Genomic DNA, 17,963 nt, shown 5'->3' with positions numbered 1-17,963 from the left:
ATGTGGTATACTTAGGGCTGTGGAAACTGATGGAGGTGGCATTGATGCTGACAAAACAGGCGATTCTGGATGCGCTGCGTCCGGTGCAAGACCCTGAAGTACATAAAAGTATTGTAGAGCTCGGCATGGTGCGCAACGTGGAGATCGAAGGCGAACATGCGAAGATCGAAGTGGTGCTGACCATCGCCGGCTGCCCGCTGCGCAATAAGATTGACTCCGATGTGCGCGAGGTGCTGAGCCGGGTGGAGGGGTTGAAGTCGTTCGACCTCACCCTTGGCACGATGACCGATGAAGAGCGTGCGAAATTCCGCGACGTGCTGCGCGGCGGCCAACCGGAGCAAGGCCCTCCGCCCCTGCTCGATCCGAACGCCAAAACGCAGTTTATCGCGGTGGCGTCCGGCAAAGGCGGCGTCGGTAAGTCGACCGTCACCGCCAACCTCGCCGTGGCGTTGGCGCGCATGGGATACCGCGTCGGGATCATCGATGCGGACATCTACGGCTTCTCGATCCCGGGCATCTTCGGCATTCGCGATCAGAAACCGACACTGATCGACAACCTGCTCTTACCGGTCGTGGCGCAGGACGTGAAAGTGATTTCGATGCACTTTTTCGTGCCGGACAACCGTCCGGTGATCTGGCGCGGCCCGATGCTGGGCAAGATGATGCGCAACTTCTTTGCGGAAGTGCATTGGGGCGACATCGACATCATGCTGCTGGACATGCCTCCGGGCACCGGCGACATGGCGCTCGATGTGCACCAGATGCTGCCGAAGAGCAAGGAGATCATCGTCACCACGCCGCAGTTCAATGCGACCGAGGTGGCGGCACGCGTCGGCACGATGGCGATCCAGACCAACCATGAGATCCTCGGCGTCATCGAAAACATGTCCTTCTTCGAGACGGGCGGCCAAAAGCACTACATCTTCGGCAAAGGCGGCGGCGAGCGCCTCGCACTGGAATTGAAGACCGACGTGCTGGTGCAGATCCCGATCGGTGCGGCCAACGACACCGGCGACGGCATCTACGCTGCCGACACCCCGCAAGGTGAGGCGTACGCCAAACTCGCCAAGACGATCGGCCGCAAAGTGCTTGACCAGGCGATGACCGAACCGTACACCAAGGCCTGATCGAACGAACTCTGGCAAACGATGAGGCAAACAAGCGCAAGACCACCTGGTGACTTCACCGGGTGGTCTTTTTTGTGCAAATGAGCAGGCCTGTTGCATTCAAGCTGCTGTCCGATGCCGATTGTGTCTGCATGCGTGGTGCCGTCTTGTGTACAGGTGGGTCTGTGTTCTATGTGTGGTCGGCCGATTAGCTTCCGCCACCGCCGCCGCCACCTTCGCCGCCGCCGCCTTGCTCTTTTTCAGAGCCGCCTTCGCTGCCGCCGCCTTCTCCACCTTCATCGCCTTCGCCGCCTTCACCTTCTTTTTTCTTCTTCTCGCCTTCTTTTTTCTCGCCCGCTTTGCCGCCGGCTTCACTTTCGATGCCTGCTTTCTTTTTCTCGGTCGGGGTGAGCTCGGTCGTGCCTTCGCGAATCGCCTGTTTCAACAGGTCGAGGTAGAGCAGCTTGAACTCCGGATTCTGCAGCGACTGGGTCATGATCGACATCGTCTGCTTGCGGTACTCCGGCGTTTTCATCAGGTCGTAGAGGTTCTGCGTGAACTCCGGTGTTTTGAGCAGCACGAGCATCATCTGCTGATATTCCGGGTCTTTGAGCAGGTCTTTCAGCACCTTCTCATTGTCCTTTTTGAATGACTTGGCCAGGGCGGACGCGAATTTGGGATTGCGCATCTGCTCTTCCAAAGTGGCATGTGCCGAGCCGTCGGTCAGCGCTTTTAGCATCGCCACCTGCACATCCGTTTCATTGATGGCCAGTGACCGCTTGAACTGCGGGTCGCGGACGATGTCTTTCAGCGTGTCCATCCCTTCTTTCGTATGCAGGATGTCCAGCACCATCTGCTTGGTTTCGTTATATTGAGCTTTCGCATCTGTCTCTCGTGAACTGCTGCCGCCCGCTTGAGGCTGGGAACCGCAGCCGCCGATCATGACAAATGCGATTATGATTGCGACCGAGACAGCGCCGATCTTCCAAGGCATTTTCACCTCGCGTCACACCCTTTCTTGTTGGTTGTTGGGCTTAGTTTGTGTCCGTTCAGCAAACGTATACCAAGGGAAGGATCGCCAATTTCCACCGTGCTACCGTTATGTTATGATAGGAGAAGTTGTTCACAGGCAGGAGGGGCATTATGAACCTACGCAAGTTTTTGACTCTGTTTTTCACGACCGCTTTGATCGGCGTCCTCCTCGGTACGATCACCACGCTCACCGGTTGGTTCGGCGAGATTCGATTGGTCTGGGGGATGATCACGGGAGGTTTCCTTTCCGCGACGACTTTGATGGGCTTCTGGGCGTATCTGACGCTGAACTTTACGATGCGCAATTTTATTTCGTTCCGCTTCTGGGTGACGATTCAAGTGCTGCTCATCGTGCTTGTGCTGTTTGACATGATCTATTTCCGCTATCTGTGGACTGGCAAAGGCGCAGGCGACGTGCTGCCGTTTATCGGTTATGCAATGTGGCCGCTTGGCGTGGCGATGCTGGTCGCATACATCAAAGGCCGCATCTCCGGCATGCGCTCGTTTATTCCGTCTGTGTTCTTCCTGTACTGCTTTACGGTGCTGGAATGGTTCCTCGCGCTGAAATCGGGCGAGTTGCTGCAGATGTCGCAGATCGGCATCATTTTGCTCGGCTGCAACGTGTACTTGCTGCTCATGTATACGCGGCTGTTAAAACAACCCTCACCGTCTCGGTGAGGGCTTGTTTTTTAGCCGAAGCTTATTCTTGTTTCGACGTCACGCCCGCCCCTGCGATCAGTTCGGAGACGGTCATGAACTCATAGCCTTTCTGGCGCAGGCCGTCGATGACGCGCGGCAATGCGTCGATCGTCTGCAGGGCGGAGTCGCTGGCGTGCATCAGGATGATGTCGCCCGGCACCGCTCTGGTCACGACGCGCTCGACGATTTTGTCCGGGCCCGGACGCATCCAGTCACGGGAGTCGGTGTGCCACTGCACGACGGTGTAGCCCATCGAGTTCAGATGCTTGACGACGCGTTTGTCAAAAGCGCCGTTGGGCGTGCGGATCAGTTTGGTTTTCACGCCGGTGGTCTCGAAGATCGCCTGTTCGGATTTGCCGACCTGTTCGGTGATCCATTGGTTGTTGTATTTCGGGAAGTCATCATGGCGGTGGCCGTGGTTGCCGATCTCATAGCCCATCGTTTTGATGCGCTTGGCGATGTCGGCATGGGTGGTCGTCCACGGGCCGGAGAGGAAGAAAGTCGCTTTTTTGACGCCTTTTTTCTCCAGAATGTCGAGGATCGGGCCCGGTGCCTTTTCGCCCCATGAAATGTCGAAGGTCAAGGCGACGACTTTTTTGTCCGTTTGGACTTTGTAGATCGCCCCTTGCGGCACGGGCGCGGGCTTGTCCGCTTGTTTGGCGGCAGGCGCGATCGTCTCGCCGCGGAAGACCGCTTGGGTGCCAAGGTCTGCTTGGCTGTACAGACAGAACATGAACAAAAGGACGGTCATGAACAAGACGCCCATCTTTTTCAATTGGCGCATCGTCCGGGTTGGCTGTTTACGCAATGTTCATCGCACCTCCATAGATCAGCAAAGCTTCTGCGTTTATGTCTTGTTTACTCTATGGCAAAGCCCGTCCGATTATGCGGCGGGGAGGGGAGGAAGGAAGATGTGGAATTCGATCGGAACGGCCGGGGCTGTGCTGAAGCGCAATCGCGGCTACATCTTGGCGGCGTCCTTGTTATTTGTGATCGGGTGGGTGGCCGGCTCGCTGTACAGCGAGCAACTGATGGCTGCTGTGCGCCCGATGCTGGAGAAGATCGCCAAGCTCGCCGAGCACACGCAGGACAAAGACAGCGCGCTGTACACGGCGTGGGTGATCTTCCTAAACAATCTGACAGCCTGTGCGGTGATGGTGCTGTTCGGCTGTCTGCTCGCCGTGCCGACCGCGATCTCGCTGGTGATGAACGGACTGGTGATCGGCGTGCTGTTCGGGCAGCTCGACAACGGGGTCAGCGCGTGGGATTTGATCGTCTACGGGCTGCTGCCGCACGGCATCTTTGAGCTGCCGGCGATCGTGATCGCAGCGGCGATGGGCCTCAAGCTGGGCTCGGTACTGCTCGTGCCGCTAAGAGGCAAGGCGCGCCTCGAGTCTTTCGGATTTGCCTGGTTGGAAGTGGTCCGGCTGGCGTGGGTGCCGGTGGTGCTGCTCGTGGTCGCCGCCGGGGTGGAAGCGACCGTTACGCCGTACCTGTTGGATAAATTTGTAATATCACAAGGGTAAATGATACTTGTGAATTCAGATTGGTTAAATTCTCTGTCAAATTCGGTCGGTCTATGTTAAAGTGGTAGTAGAGTCGGTTTATTCCAACGGGGGGAACGATGGATACCACGATGTATGACGTATTGCGTCAAAATCTTGATTATATCTGCTTTGCCGGCGTGATTTTATGCTTTGTATCGGGGCTGGAATTTGTCATGCACCGCTACTTGGTATCGGAGAAACTGCGCGGCAAAACAGTGGCGGGGAAGAAGTTTTCGATGGGCTTTATGCCCTATCTCGCCGGAAGCATCATCTGCACGTTGCTGATCATCGGCTGGTTCATGGCGGATGAAACGGGGAAGCAAGAGCTGGAGCGCAACAAACAGATGGTCGACGGCATCGCGCCGACGTTTGCGTTCGAACTGGAGAAATTGGGGCATGAACACATCCGGTTGGCGACGCCGACGACCGACGAGGAGTATTTGGCGGTGCAGAAGACGCTGGAGAAATGGCTGGATATCAATCCGGACATCTCGGCGATCTACACGCTGCGACCGCTGAGCACGTCGAACAGCGTGTATGTGATCTCGCCGCCGAGCGACCACAATCACGACGGGAAGATCGAAGGGGAGCAGGAGCAGGGATATCCGCTTGGGACGATCTATCCGTATGCACTGCCCGATCTGACCCAAAACTCAGAACTGAAATCCACCTTTCGCGAGAAGCCGGTCGAAAGCGACTGGGGCGCGACGATCTCGGCGTTTGTGCCGATCTATGGCAGCAACGGGCAGCCGGATGCGGTGCTCGGGGTTGATTTTAACGCGACGGTGTGGGCGAAGAAGGTGACGAAGGCGCGCTGGAGCGTGATGGCGTTTCTGCTGATCATCTTCATTCCGTTTAACACGACGTATTGGGTGGTGTTCCACCAGCGGGTGGAGCGCTTCCGGATGCAGTTGCATCAGGAGGAGATCTCGGAGAGCGAAGACCGCTTCCGCAAGCTGTCGAACGCGACGTTTGAAGGGATCGTGCTGACCGACCAGGGGCAGATCCTCGAGATCAACCAGACGCTGTGCACGATGTTTGGCTATGAGAGCGAATCGGAGATGACCGGCATGTCGGCATTTTTGCTGGCGGCGTCGGAGTCGCGCGATCTGCTGATCGAGAATCTCTATTCGATGAGCAACTCGATGCTGGAGATCGTCGCCCAGCGCAAGGACGGCACGAAGTTCTCCGCCGAGTTGGTCGGCACGAGCTGCATGTACCAAGGGCGCGAAGTGCGGGTGACGGCGATCCGTGACATCTCGGAGCGCAAGCGCACGCAGGAGATCATCAACCACATGGCGCTGCATGACACGCTGACCGGGCTGCCCAACCGGGCGCTGTTCACGCAGCATCTGCACGAGGTGCTGGAGCAAAAGCGCGCGGCAGAGGAGAAGCTGGCCGTGTTTTTCCTCGACCTCGACCGCTTCAAGATCATCAATGACACGCTGGGCCATGCCCGCGGCGACAAGCTGCTCAAGGCGGTGGCGACCCGCTTGTCGCGCTGCGCCGGGGAAAAAGGCGTCGTGGCGCGGATGAGCGGAGATGAGTTCGTGATGCTGATCCCGCACTATGAAGACGCGGCCGAGATCGAAGCGGTGGCCGATCAGGTGCTGAAGCGGCTGGAGCAGCCGTACAAGATCCATGATTATGAACTGCACGCGACGGCGTCGATCGGGATCGCGCTGTTCCCGCAGGACGGGGACGACCCGCAGATGCTGATCAAAAATGCGGAGACGGCACTGTTTCGGATCAAAGATAAGGGCAGCAATACGTATTCGCTCTATGCGCCGGCGATGAACATGAAGGGCATCGAGCGCCTGCAGCTGGAGAACGGGCTGCGGCATGCGTTGGAGCGCGATGAGTTCGTGCTGTATTATCAGCCGCGGATCAACATCGAGACGGGGCAGATCATCGGGATGGAGGCGCTGTTGCGCTGGCAGCATCCGGAGCTGGGACTGGTGTCGCCGGGCGCGTTTATTCCGATTGCCGAGGAGACCGGCCTGATCGTGCCGATCGGGGACTGGGTCCTGCGCACCGCGCTGCGCCAGAACAAGGCCTGGCAGGAGGCCGGCTATCCGCATATGACGGTGGCGGTCAACCTGTCGCCGCGGCAGTTTATGCGGCAGGGACTGGTCGAGACGGTGGCGCGGGAAGTGCGGGAGACGGGGCTGCATCCGAGCGACTTGGAACTGGAGATCACCGAGAGCATGACGATGCACGATGTGGACTACACGATCGGCCTGTTGGAAGAGCTGAACAAGATGGGCGTGCAGATCTCGATCGATGATTTCGGCACGGGCTACTCATCGCTCAGCTATCTCAAGCATTTCCCGATCTCGACGCTGAAGATCGACCAGTCGTTCGTCCGCGGCTTGGTCGGCGACCCGTATCATGCGGCGATCGTGACGACGGTGATCCATCTTGCCCAGAACCTGAAGCTGAAAGTGGTGGCGGAAGGGGTGGAGACGGAGGAACAGTTTCGGTACCTGCGCGAGCATCGCTGTGACGAGATGCAAGGGTACCTGTTCTCCCGCCCGATTCCGGCAGAGGAGTTCGAGGAGCTCTTGCGCCGGAATGTAATGTATGAAGTATCGTGAGTCACGGAACGAGATCCTGCGGAGGAAGCCGATTTGGCGCTGATGCGGTAATGCGATGTACGAGGTAATGAGTTGCCGGGCGTGACATCTGCCGGAGGAGGCCGATTGGTCGGCCGATGCTGGGGATGCAGTTGTGAGAAGTGATGGTAAGCGAAACGCCTTCTGCGTGTGTGCAGAAGGCGTTTTTGTTAGGGGGCGGTCTGGAAGCTGTTGGTGATGGCGAGGGCCGTTTCGGAAGGGATGCGGGTGGGGTCGCTGGTCAGCCAGACGTCATATGCGACCTTGCCGCGCAGGAAGTAGGTGTGGATTTCGGTTTGGCGATCGGGCGATGTGCCGGTGCGTTTGAGCAGATATTTGACGGCGTCTTCGGTGCGGTACGTTTCGAGGCCGGACTGGATCACCGTCGTGCCTTTGGGCAACTGCACCGCTTTGAACGGGTCGCTGACGCCGGGGACGAGCGGGCTGACTGTGACGCCGCCGAGCGTTTTCCCGTCCGCATGGAAGGTCAGACTGCCCATAGGCTGGCTCGGGCTCGACTGCCAATTCGCAGGCAAGGCGATCTGGTAGCCGGACGCTCGGTGCATGGTGAAATCGAAGGGGATGTCGGAGAGTTTGGTCACCGTCCACTGCCCTTGGATTTTCTGCAGCTCGACATAGTGCTGAGTCCGGAACGGCCGGTCTCCTTTGCCGTAGACTGAGGTCTGCCCGAGCTGGTTTTGCACCCACAAGGAGAAGCGGCCGGTCTGGGTGTCAGGCTGGGTCGTGTCCCGGGTATAGGACTCGATGGTCAGCGCCTGCAGCGCAATCGGGTCGAACGACTGGTCGAGGTAGGCGCGAATGCTTTCCGTCTCTTCCCGGAAGGCCGGCCGCCCGGCCGGGTCGATCCGCACGTCATTCAGCGATCGCGAAGACGGGGCTTTGAAGTTGGCCATGTGGCTGATCGGCGGAACCTTGCCGGCCGCGTTTTGATCGCTCACCGCTGTCGAGTCGGCCGCTTGCCGGTGTTGAAACAACCCGGATTGAGTGACCGCGAGCAGGATCGCCGCCGCGACGGTGCCGGAGGTCATCCAGGCTGGGAGCCGGCTTTTTTTGCGTTTATGTTGGCCGACCGCCGCTTCGATCTCTTCACGCGAAGGAAGCAAGGAGCGTGAAGGGAGCGGAATGGCGGTGTGCTCGATTTCCAGATTGACCTGTTGTACGCGCTGAAGTTCCTCGCGGCACGCTGCGCAGGTCGCAAGATGCATATGGACGTCCGGTTGCAGATCGCCGCACCAGATCTTCTCTTGGACTTGTGAGCAGTTCACGCGTTCCACCTCCCGCTGTGACTTGTTTCTACACGGTTAGACGCGCTGGGATTAAGGAACGATTCAAGTTTTCCAATATTTTTGTTGCATACATATGCCTTCGGATGTATTATTATTTCTTGTATACACATCGGGAAGCCATCATATACAATAGAATAGAAGATTCAGACAAATAGAAAGAGAAATAGAGAGAAGCTTTATACTATTTTTTGGAGGGGACGATGACGATGAAAAAGACGATGAAGAGCTTGCTTCTGGTCGGCACGATGGTGCTCGGCATGGGCATGCTGGCGACAGGTTGCGGGAAGGACACCGCTTCGAACGGTGGCGCGAAGGATGTATACGTGGTCGGCACGGACGCGTCGTATGCGCCGTTTGAATCGATGTCGGGTGAAAAGATTGAAGGTTTTGACGTTGATGTGCTGAGTGCTGCCGCGGAAGCAGGCGGCTTTAAAGTAGAATTTGTGAACACGCCGTGGGATGGGATCTTCCTGGCGCTGAAAAACGGGGAGCGCGACATCGTGGCTTCCGCGGTGACGATCACCGATGAGCGCAAGGAGACGTTCGATTTCTCCGATCCTTATTTTGAAGCGACGCAGATGATCGTGTCGAAATCCGGCTCGGGCATCAAGTCGCTCAATGATCTGAAGGGCAAGAAGGTGGCGGTGCAGAACTCGACGACCGGCGATGAGGTGGTGTCGAAGCTGCTGGGCAAGGACAGCCAGAACGTGAAGCGTTTTGACAACATGCCGCTGGCGCTGTTGGAGCTGAAAAACGGCGGTGCCGATGCTGCGGTCGGCGACAACGGCGTCGTGCTGGAATATGTGAAGAACAACGGCAGCGCCGGGTTGGAAACGGTGGTTGATTCGTCGTTCGAGAAGGAGAACTACGGCTTTGTGGTGGCGAAAGGCAATGCCGACCTCCAGAAGAAGCTGAACGAAGGCATCAAGAAGATCAAGGAAAGCGGCAAGCTGAAGGAGATCGAGAAGAAGTACGGTTTCACGAAGTAAGGTTTTCGGGCGAAGAGTCGAAAAGATGCGCAGTCCTGACGGTTGGGATTGCGCATTTCGTTTTTAATAAGTTTTGCAAAATTCGGTATGCTTTTGTATGATAAAGTTGTTCGACGACTTTTGGACGATTCCGTTTTTTATAAAGGAGCGATTGTATGTTTCGGTGGGATAAGTTGATGGAGTATATGCCCCTGTTTTTGCAGGGGGTTGTGGTTACGATCGAGATCACGGTGATCTCGGTGCTGCTGGGGACGATCCTCGGGCTGTTTGCCGGGATGTGGCGGCTGAGCGACTCGCGGATTTTGCGGGGGATTGCCAGTGTCTATGTCGGGCTGTTTCGGGGGACACCGCTGTTTGTGCAGATCTTGCTGATTCACTTTGCGGTGCTGCCGACGTTTATGGAGACGACAGCCTTTGTGTCCGGGATCGTGGCGCTGTCGCTGAATGCCGGCGCGTATATTGCGGAGATCTTCCGTGCGGGGATTCAGTCGATCGACCGCGGGCAGATGGAAGCCGCTCGGTCGCTCGGCATGACGAAAGGGCAGACGATGCGCGAGGTGATCTTGCCGCAAGCGTTTCGGAGAATGCTGCCGCCGCTTGGGAATGAAGCGATCATGCTGTTGAAGGATTCGTCGCTGCTGGCTGCCATCTCGCTGCCGGAAGTGACGTACTACGCGAAGCTGATGCAGGGCAAGACGTATCTCGCCTGGGAACCGTTTTTGACGCTGATGTTGATGTATCTGGTGCTGACGATGGTGTTGGCGCGCGTGGTTAGCTTTTTGGAAAGGAAGTATGGGACGGTATGATTACGGTACGCGATTTGCATAAGTCGTTTGGCGAGCTGGAAGTGCTCAAGGGCGTGAACTGTGAGGTCAAGGAGCGCGAGGTGGTGTGCGTGATCGGGCCTTCGGGGTCGGGGAAGTCGACGTTTTTGCGGTGTTTGAACGGGCTGGAGGAGATCACGGCGGGCGATGTGGAGGTGCTGGGCGAGAATATTGCCGACCCGAACGTGGATCTGAATGCTGTAAGGCGTGAAGTGGGGATGGTGTTTCAGCGGTTTAATCTGTTTCCTCATAAGTCGGTATTGGATAATGTGATGCTGGCGCCGGTGAAGGTGCGCAAGGTGGGGAAGGCCGAGGCGGAGCAGCAGGCGATGGCTCTGTTGAAGAAGGTGGGGTTGGAGAGCAAGGCGAAAGCTTTTCCCGGGCAATTGTCCGGGGGGCAGCAGCAGCGGGTCGCCATTGCGCGGGCGCTGGCGATGCATCCGAAGATCTTGTTGTTCGATGAGCCGACTTCGGCGCTCGACCCGGAGATGGTCGGCGAAGTTCTGGATGTGATGAAGGGACTGGCTAGGGAAGGGATGACGATGATCGTCGTCACGCATGAGATGGGCTTCGCTCGCGAAGTCAGCGATCGCGTCCTGTTCATGGATCAAGGCTATATTATGGAAGAGGGCACACCGGAACATTTGTTCGGCAACCCTCAGCATGATCGCACGAAAGGCTTTTTGTCGAAGGTTTTGTAGGATTTTTTTGTAAATTTTTGTCGAAGTTCTCTGTGCCGTGTATATCTCTTCCGCTTTGGGCTCAAGATAAGATGCAACCTCACATCCCCACACCGTTACTTTATTGACCCTTTTCGTGAGGTGTTATGGGTCTCAACAGTAGGAGGAATGGAAAGAAATGCAAGGTAGAGTAAAGTGGTTTAACAGTGAAAAAGGCTATGGCTTCATCGAACACGAAGGTGGAGAGGACGTGTTTGTTCACTTCTCCGCGATTACCGGTGAAGGGTTCAAATCCCTCAACGAAGGCGAATTGGTCGAGTTTGACATTGTCGAAGGTAACCGCGGGCAGCAAGCCGCTAACGTTGTCAGACTGTAATCGCATAGAGCCCCTGGATCGCTGTGGTCCGGGGGTTTCTTTTTGTGAACGGAGTGTGTAGTTTGTGAATTTGGTGTGGGGAGTTTGTCGTGTTTTGCAGGAGTATGGCAGGGGCGGGGAGAATAGTATGAAGTATTGAAGGGAGGAGTACAACATGAAGATCCAAGTTCGCGGTAACCATCTTGAGGTGACTGAGTCTCTGCATCAGTACGTTGAGAAAAAGATCGGACGTCTGGAAAAGTACTTTCATGCTCCAACCGAACATACCGTGCACGTCACTCTGTCTGTGGTGAGAGATTACCACACCGTTGAGGTGACGATGCCGATCAATGGGTTCGTCATTCGCGCTGAGGAGCGCTCGGGCGATATGTATGCTTCGATCGATACTGTCTCTGATAAGCTGGAGAAGCAGATCGAGAAGCATAAGACGAAACTCAATAAGCGGGTGCGTCAGGAAGGCACTCATTCTCTGTTTAAGGAACAAGGCGAGGGCAATGTCCACGTGTTGGTGGAGGATGAGGAGGATTTCGGCGACGTCGTTCGCGTGAAGAAGTTTGCTGTGAAACCCATGCCGGTCGATGAGGCGATTATGCAGATGGATCTGCTGGGCCACGATTTCTTCGTCTTTAGCAATGCCGAGACGGAGGAAGTGAATGTGGTGTATAAGCGGAAAGATGGGCAGTATGGGTTGATTGAACCGACTTTTGCTTAGGTTATGATAGGCCGGCTCCTTGGGGGTCGGCTTTTTTTGTATTTGGGTGCTCTGGGTGCTGGGTGTTGGGTGCCCCGGGCAGAGGGGATATCCTTTCTCCCGCTCGGATCACGCAAAGGGCGCGTGAGACTCGCTCCTTGAAAGGATATCCCCTCCGCCCCGGTATGCACTCAGGTTGCCGTTGCTACTCTTAGTTCGGGTCCCGCTGCCCTCCCCGCCGGGGCGCCCGCCTCCCGCTCGCTCAAACAAATGCGCGGAAAACCACCGCGCAAACTCGCTCCTCGGGAGACGGGCCCCCCTCTGGGGGGAAGATCTTTGGCAGGGGGAAGGGGCAGGGCTGGGACTGGGTGTAGGGCTGGGACTGGGTGTAGGGCTGGGACTGGGTGTAGGGCTGGGAGTGGGTAGGAGGCAGGGGTAGGAGGCAGTGGGTAGAAGGCAGTGGGTAGAAGGCAGAGGGTAGGAGGCAGAGGGTAGAAGGCAGAGGGTAGAAGGCAGTGAGAAGAGAGCAGTGAGAAGAGAGCAGTGAGAAGTGGGCAATGAAAAGATGGCATTGTGCAGATGGCGATATATTGATGGGAATGGGGGATGGATGGATGTTGGTGGTGGTGATGGCTGGAGGATATGGGAGTGGGGGGACGGGGATACTAGGGGCGATGCTTGGGGTTCGGAGGGCGGCTGCGGTTGATTTGGTGGAGAAGTTGGCTCGGGTGGGGAGTCTGCGTGTCTTGGTTGTGTCTGATGATCGGGGGATCTTGTTGTTTGCTCGGGAGGCGGGGTGCTTGGTGTGGGAGACGTCCGAGGGGGCGTTTGACTGGCTGGGGACTCTGCAGGATGTTGTGCGGGCTGCGGCACGTCCCGGGGAAACGGTGGCGGTGATGGGCGGGTGCGCGGCCCCTTTGTTGGAGGCGGGGGAATTGGTGCGGGTCGCGCAGGCGGTCCGGGAGGGAGAGGTCTGGCAGAATAATCGGTTGTCGCCCGATTTGGTGATGTGGCGGCCGGCTGAGCGCGTGTTTGGGGTGGACGTGTGCAGGAATGATAATGAGTTTGGCTATGCGTTGGAACAAGCCGGGCTGGACGTGCGGTTTTTTCCGGGGGAGTTGGGGTTTGGGTTTGATTTGGATACGCCGGTGGATGGGGTGCTGGCTGCAATGCATCCCGGCTGCGGTCCGAGGCTGGTGGAGGCCGTTGCTGAATGGCCATTGTGGCGGCGGGTGCATGAGGTACGAAGTGTGTTGGGGCGAGGGGAGTATGCGGATGTGGCTCTGATCGGGCGCGTGCATCCGGTCGAGGCGGAACGCTTTGGTCAGAGTTGCAAGGTGCGGATTCGGGTGTTTTCGGAGGAGCGGGGGATGAAGGCGCTGGGTCGCGTGGAGCGCGGGGAGGTGCGGAGTCTGGTCGGGGCGCTGGTGGAGGCTGTGGGCTGGAGCCGGTTTTTTGAGGTGCTGGCGGGGCAGGTTGGGTGTGTGTTGTTTGACACGCGGGTGGTGCTGGAGCATTTTGGGGTGCAGGTGTCGGAGGAGGAACGGTTTGCGGCCGATCTGGGGATGATGGAGGAACTGCGGAATCCGTTTTTGCGGGAGATGGCGGTGGCGGCCGTTTCGTGCGGGGTTCCGGTGCTGATGGGCGGGCAGTCGCTCGTTGGCGGGGGACTGCGGATTTGGCGGGACGTGTAGGGGTTTGATTTTTGATGTAAAATGGGTACCTGCCCAAGCACCTTCGCATAGGATGTGGTACGGAGGTGACAGCAGATGGGCGTTTTGGTATGGATTTTGAAGGTGGTTGTGTTTTTTGTGGCGCTGAAGGTAGGGCAGGTTGTGGTTTGGAATGTGAGGAAAGCATTTTATGTTCACCCGTGGTTCGTGGAACTGCTCGTTGCTGTGCTGGCGGTGATTCTGGTCGGATCGTCGGTCGGCGGGTGGTTGGGGATCGTGCTGTTCGGTCTCTTGTTTGGAGTCATTCGCGGGGATCAGGAGGATGACTCGAAGTCAAGAAGACAGCTCATGTAAACGGGAACGGTTTCGACGGGTGGCCTGTTTTAAGGTCACCTGCCATACATATAATGTTTGTGAATGGATTTAACAGTTGTGGGTGGGGGCAAAATAGTGTTACAATTTTATTCTGAGACATTCTGTCTTAATACGGAGAGGAGTGAAACCTTGTATGTTGGGCCTCCTGAAAAAGATTGTTGGGGACAGCAATGAGAGAGAGATCAAGAAGCTCTCGAAACTGGTGCAGCGCATCAATTCGCTTGAGCCGGATGTGGAAAAGCTGAGCGATGATGAACTGCGCGGCAAGACGTTTGAGTTTAAGGAGCGTTTCTCCCGCGGGGAATCGCTTGATGATATGTTGCCCGAGGCTTTTGCGGTCGTTCGCGAAGCCGGGAAGCGCGTGCTTGGCAAACGCCACTACGATGTGCAGTTGATGGGCGGGATCGTCCTCCATCAGGGCCGCATCGCGGAGATGCGCACCGGGGAAGGGAAGACGCTGGTCGCGACGCTGCCTTCGTACTTGAACGCGCTGTCGGGACAAGGCGTGCATGTCATTACGGTCAACGATTATCTGGCTCGCCGCGACGCGGAGGAGATGGGGCAATTGCACCGGTTCCTCGGGTTGGAAGTCGGCCTGAATATCAACGGCTTGTCGCACGGACAGAAGCAAGGCGCGTACGCGGCTGACATCACGTACGGGACAAACAATGAGTTTGGCTTTGACTTCCTGCGCGACAACATGGCGCTGTCGGTCGATCAGATGGTCCAGCGCCCGCTGAACTATTGCATCATCGATGAAGTGGACTCGATCCTGATCGACGAAGCCCGCACGCCGCTGATCATCTCCGGTCAGGCGGAGAAGTCGACGGAGCTTTATTTCCGCGCGAACATTTTTGTAGCCGGTCTGCGCAATGAGGTCGACTACGCGCATGATGAGAAGGCGAAATCGGTCATTTTGACGGAGACCGGCTCGAAGAAGGCGGAGAAGTATTTCCGCATCACGAACCTGTTCGATCCGGAAAACATGCTGGTCAACCATCACATCACGCAAGCGCTGAAAGCGCATGTGACGATGCACCGCGACAAGGACTATGTGGTGCAGGGCGATGAGATCATCATCGTCGACGAGTTCACCGGCCGTCTGATGCAGGGTCGCCGCTACTCGGAAGGTTTGCACCAGGCGATCGAAGCGAAGGAAGGCGTACGCATTCAGAATGAATCGAAGACGCTGGCGACGATTACTCTGCAGAACTACTTCCGCGGCTATAACAAGCTGTCCGGGATGACCGGTACGGCGAAGACGGAAGAAGAAGAGTTCCGTTCGATCTACGGGATGGATGTGACCACGATCCCGACCAACCGACCGAACCTGCGCAATGACATGTCGGATGTGATCTATAAGAACATCCGCGGCAAGTTTAACGCGGCGGTAAACGAGATCGCAGAACGCCATGCGAAAGGGCAGCCGGTGCTGGTCGGCACGACGTCGATCGAGAAGTCGGAGTATCTGTCCAACCTGCTGAAGCAGCGTGGGATTCAACACCAGGTCTTGAACGCGAAGCAGCATGAGCGCGAGGCGGAGATCGTATCGAAAGCCGGTCAGCGCGGCGCGGTAACCATCGCGACGAACATGGCCGGCCGCGGTACGGACATCGTGCTCGGCGAAGGCGTGGAGGAGATCGGCGGTCTGCACATCATCGGTACGGAGCGTCATGAGAGCCGCCGGATCGACAACCAGCTGCGCGGTCGTGCCGGTCGTCAGGGCGACCCGGGTTCGACGCAGTTCTTCTTGTCGCTGGAGGACGATCTGATGCGTCTGTTCGGCTCGGAGAACATCATGAACATCATGGAGAAGCTGGGTCTGGAAGAAGACCAGCCGATCCAGGCGGGCATCGTTTCGAAGGCGATCGAATCGGCGCAGAAAAAGGTGGAAGGCAACAACTTCGACATTCGGAAGCACGTTTTGAAGTACGACGATGTCATGAACCAGCAGCGCGTGGTCATGTACAAGCAGCGCCGCGAGATTCTGGACAGCGCAGACTGCTCGCATGTCGTGAAGGACATGCTGCATGAGCTCGTCGACTCGATCATCGAGACCTACTGCCCGAAGGACATCGTGCCGGAGGACTGGGATCTCGCAGGACTGCATGAGTATGTGGAAGGACGCATCACTCGTGAAGGCGTGCTGACGATCGAGGAGCTGCAGAAGTACGCGACTCATGAGGAGATCGGAGAGCTGTTGCACGAGCTGGCCGACAAGGAGTACGCGGTTCGTGAGCAGCTGCTCGGCGACGGCATGCGCGAGTATGAAAAGGTGATCCTGCTGCGCGCGGTCGATACGAAGTGGATCGACCACATCGACGCGATGGATCAGTTGCGCCAAGGGATTCACTTGCGCGCGTACGGCCAGCGCGACCCGTTGATGGATTATAAGTTCGAAGGCTTTGACATGTTCGAGCAGATGATCCACCACATCCGCGAAGAGGTCGTCACCTATGTGTTCAAGTCTTATGTCGGCGGCGCGGTTGCGGCGCCTGCTGATCCGAAGATGGGTCTGCAGATGGTGCAGATCGGCCCGGGCGAAGACGGTCAGGCACAACGCAACGAATAGTCATCGGTAGGAGTTGGTTGAAGTGGCAGCGCAAACTTTTGGCGAACTGCGCCAGGAGCTTCAAAATACAGCCAAGCGTTTGGCGGACATCGGGAGGTCTCTTTGACCTCCCTGCCAAGAAGCAGCGGATTGCAGCGCTTGAAGAGATGATGTCAGCTCCCGCGTTTTGGGACGACCAGGAAGCTGCGCAGAAGGTGATCAGCGAGAACAATGCGCTGAAGGGCAGCGTCGACCGCATGGAGAAGTTCCAAGGGGAGTTTGACGATCTGGAAGTAATGCTTGAACTGGCTCAGGAGGAGAAGGATGATGACCTTTTCCATGAGTGCGACAAAGGCATTGGCAAGCTGAAGCGCGATCTGGAGAAATTCGAGCTGGAGCTGTTGCTCAGCGAGCCGTATGACAAGAACAACGCGATTTTAGAATTGCACCCTGGTGCGGGCGGCACGGAGTCGCAGGACTGGGCTGCGATGATGATGCGAATGTACACGCGCTGGGCGGAGGATAAGGGCTTTAAAGTGGAGACGCTTGATTATCTGCCGGGCGATGAAGCGGGGATCAAGAGCGTGACGCTGTTGATCAAAGGCTTCAATGCATACGGATACCTGAAAGCGGAACGGGGAGTGCACCGTCTGGTGCGCATCTCGCCGTTTGACGCGTCGGGGCGCCGCCATACGTCGTTCTCGTCGGTGGACGTGATTCCGGAGCTGGATGATGATGTGGCGGTTGATATCAAGGAGATCGATCTGAAGATCGATACGTACCGGGCATCCGGTGCGGGCGGCCAGCATATCAACACCACCGACTCGGCGGTGCGGATCACGCACTTGCCGACCAACGTCGTCGTCACTTGCCAATCGGAGCGCTCGCAGATCAAGAACCGTGCGGCGGCGATGAAGATCCTCGCGGCGAAACTGTACGAATTGGAGCGCAAGAAGAAGATGGAGGAGCTGGACGAACTGCGCGGCGAGCAAAGCCAGATCGCGTGGGGCAGCCAGATTCGTTCGTACGTGTTCCACCCGTATTCGCTGGTCAAGGACCATCGCACGAGCGTGGAGATCGGCAACGTGCATGCGGTGATGGACGGGGAACTCGACCCGTTCATCGACGGATTCCTGCGTTGGCAGATCGAGAAGCGCGATCGGGGCGAATAAGCGAGCAATGAGAGGTGCCGGAGAGTTCTCCGGCGCCTTTTTTGTTGGGGCTGCAGATTTGTTTGACTTTGTTTGGCAGGGAACATTGAGCTGTGGCGGAGGGCGTGGTAAGATAGCTCTTGTCGCCGCGAGAGACGCGGTGCAAAAAGAAAATGAGATGTTGGTGTTGACAGTTCGGTTTCTATGTGTTAAGGTAGATAACGTTGCCGCTCGGACGAGCAGTAACAAGATGATTGATCCTTGAAAACTAAACGAGTGTTACAGAGATGAGATACGAGTCAAGATACAAGCTTTCTAACTTTTATTGAGAGTTTGATCCTGGCTCA

At 57.0% G+C, this 17,963-nt stretch carries 16 protein-coding genes; 13 read left to right on the top strand and 3 right to left on the bottom strand.

What is annotated here, in order from left to right:
• Window positions 1–44 precede the first annotated feature (44 nt).
• Window positions 45–1,127 (top strand): Mrp/NBP35 family ATP-binding protein, encoded by a 1,083-nt coding sequence (locus EV586_RS19300; protein ID WP_132946714.1) that lies wholly within the window; start codon window positions 45–47, stop codon window positions 1,125–1,127.
• A gap of 187 nt (window positions 1,128–1,314) precedes the next feature.
• On the opposite strand, the gene gerD is transcribed toward EV586_RS19300, so the two are convergent.
• On the bottom strand, window positions 1,315–2,100 hold the full coding sequence (gerD, locus tag EV586_RS21270) for a spore germination lipoprotein GerD (protein WP_243653098.1): 786 nt from the start codon (window positions 2,098–2,100) through the stop codon (window positions 1,315–1,317).
• Window positions 2,101–2,249: 149 nt separating this feature from the next.
• Here gerD and EV586_RS19290 point away from each other — a divergent pair, with 149 nt between their 5' ends.
• Window positions 2,250–2,816 carry a KinB-signaling pathway activation protein gene (locus tag EV586_RS19290; RefSeq protein WP_132946713.1) on the top strand — a complete coding sequence of 189 codons (567 nt, stop codon included), beginning with the start codon at window positions 2,250–2,252 and terminating at the stop codon, window positions 2,814–2,816.
• Window positions 2,817–2,838: 22 nt separating this feature from the next.
• Here EV586_RS19290 and pdaB read toward each other — a convergent pair whose 3' ends face one another.
• Window positions 2,839–3,621, bottom strand: a complete 783-nt coding sequence (pdaB, locus tag EV586_RS19285) for a polysaccharide deacetylase family sporulation protein PdaB (RefSeq protein ID WP_481937775.1) — start codon at window positions 3,619–3,621, stop codon at window positions 2,839–2,841.
• Window positions 3,622–3,748: 127 nt separating this feature from the next.
• On the opposite strand from pdaB, the gene EV586_RS19280 reads away from it, so the two are divergent.
• Together EV586_RS19280 and EV586_RS19275 are read left to right on the top strand one after the other, a co-directional pair.
• Window positions 3,749–4,363 (top strand): stage II sporulation protein M, encoded by a 615-nt coding sequence (locus tag EV586_RS19280; RefSeq protein WP_165898714.1) that lies wholly within the window; start codon window positions 3,749–3,751, stop codon window positions 4,361–4,363.
• Window positions 4,364–4,461: 98 nt separating this feature from the next.
• Entirely contained in the window at window positions 4,462–6,981 is a 2,520-nt protein-coding gene (locus tag EV586_RS19275) for a putative bifunctional diguanylate cyclase/phosphodiesterase (RefSeq protein ID WP_132946710.1), read from the top strand.
• Window positions 6,982–7,169: 188 nt separating this feature from the next.
• Here EV586_RS19275 and EV586_RS19270 read toward each other — a convergent pair whose 3' ends face one another.
• A complete protein-coding gene (locus EV586_RS19270) occupies window positions 7,170–8,285 on the bottom strand; it encodes an anti-sigma factor family protein (RefSeq protein WP_132946709.1) in 1,116 nt (371 codons plus the stop codon).
• 227 nt (window positions 8,286–8,512) lie between these two features.
• Between EV586_RS19270 and EV586_RS19265 the strand changes: the two genes are divergently transcribed.
• From EV586_RS19265 to prfB, 9 genes are all read left to right on the top strand, one after another.
• Complete coding sequence (locus EV586_RS19265; protein WP_132946708.1) at window positions 8,513–9,295, top strand: basic amino acid ABC transporter substrate-binding protein; 783 nt, start codon at window positions 8,513–8,515, stop codon at window positions 9,293–9,295.
• 155 nt (window positions 9,296–9,450) lie between these two features.
• Window positions 9,451–10,101 (top strand): amino acid ABC transporter permease, encoded by a 651-nt coding sequence (locus tag EV586_RS19260; protein WP_132946707.1) that lies wholly within the window; start codon window positions 9,451–9,453, stop codon window positions 10,099–10,101.
• Window positions 10,098–10,820 (top strand): amino acid ABC transporter ATP-binding protein, encoded by a 723-nt coding sequence (locus EV586_RS19255; protein WP_132946706.1) that lies wholly within the window; start codon window positions 10,098–10,100, stop codon window positions 10,818–10,820. Before EV586_RS19260 ends, EV586_RS19255 begins: the two co-directional genes overlap by 4 nt.
• A gap of 157 nt (window positions 10,821–10,977) precedes the next feature.
• Window positions 10,978–11,175 carry a cold-shock protein gene (locus EV586_RS19250; RefSeq protein ID WP_087456491.1) on the top strand — a complete coding sequence of 66 codons (198 nt, stop codon included), beginning with the start codon at window positions 10,978–10,980 and terminating at the stop codon, window positions 11,173–11,175.
• 154 nt (window positions 11,176–11,329) lie between these two features.
• Window positions 11,330–11,887, top strand: a complete 558-nt coding sequence (gene hpf, locus EV586_RS19245) for a ribosome hibernation-promoting factor, HPF/YfiA family (protein WP_132946705.1) — start codon at window positions 11,330–11,332, stop codon at window positions 11,885–11,887.
• Between the two features lie 782 nt (window positions 11,888–12,669).
• Window positions 12,670–13,560: a hypothetical protein gene (locus EV586_RS19235; protein ID WP_132946703.1), complete on the top strand. Its 891-nt coding sequence runs from the start codon at window positions 12,670–12,672 to the stop codon at window positions 13,558–13,560.
• Between the two features lie 75 nt (window positions 13,561–13,635).
• Complete coding sequence (locus EV586_RS19230; protein WP_132946702.1) at window positions 13,636–13,893, top strand: hypothetical protein; 258 nt, start codon at window positions 13,636–13,638, stop codon at window positions 13,891–13,893.
• Between the two features lie 154 nt (window positions 13,894–14,047).
• On the top strand, window positions 14,048–16,486 hold the full coding sequence (secA, locus tag EV586_RS19225) for a preprotein translocase subunit SecA (RefSeq protein WP_132946701.1): 2,439 nt from the start codon (window positions 14,048–14,050) through the stop codon (window positions 16,484–16,486).
• 22 nt (window positions 16,487–16,508) lie between these two features.
• Window positions 16,509–17,637, top strand: a protein-coding gene (gene prfB, locus EV586_RS19220; RefSeq protein WP_132946700.1) for a peptide chain release factor 2 whose coding sequence is annotated in 2 segments (ribosomal slippage) — window positions 16,509–16,589 and window positions 16,591–17,637 — 1,128 coding nt in all. Because the reading frame shifts where the segments join, the coding sequence is not laid out codon by codon here.
• The last annotated feature ends 326 nt before the right edge of the window (window positions 17,638–17,963 follow it).

The organism is Tumebacillus sp. BK434, from assembly GCF_004340785.1.
In the GTDB taxonomy this organism is placed as follows: domain Bacteria; phylum Bacillota; class Bacilli; order Tumebacillales; family Tumebacillaceae; genus Tumebacillus_A.
This window is presented reverse-complemented; position numbering and strand designations above follow the sequence as displayed.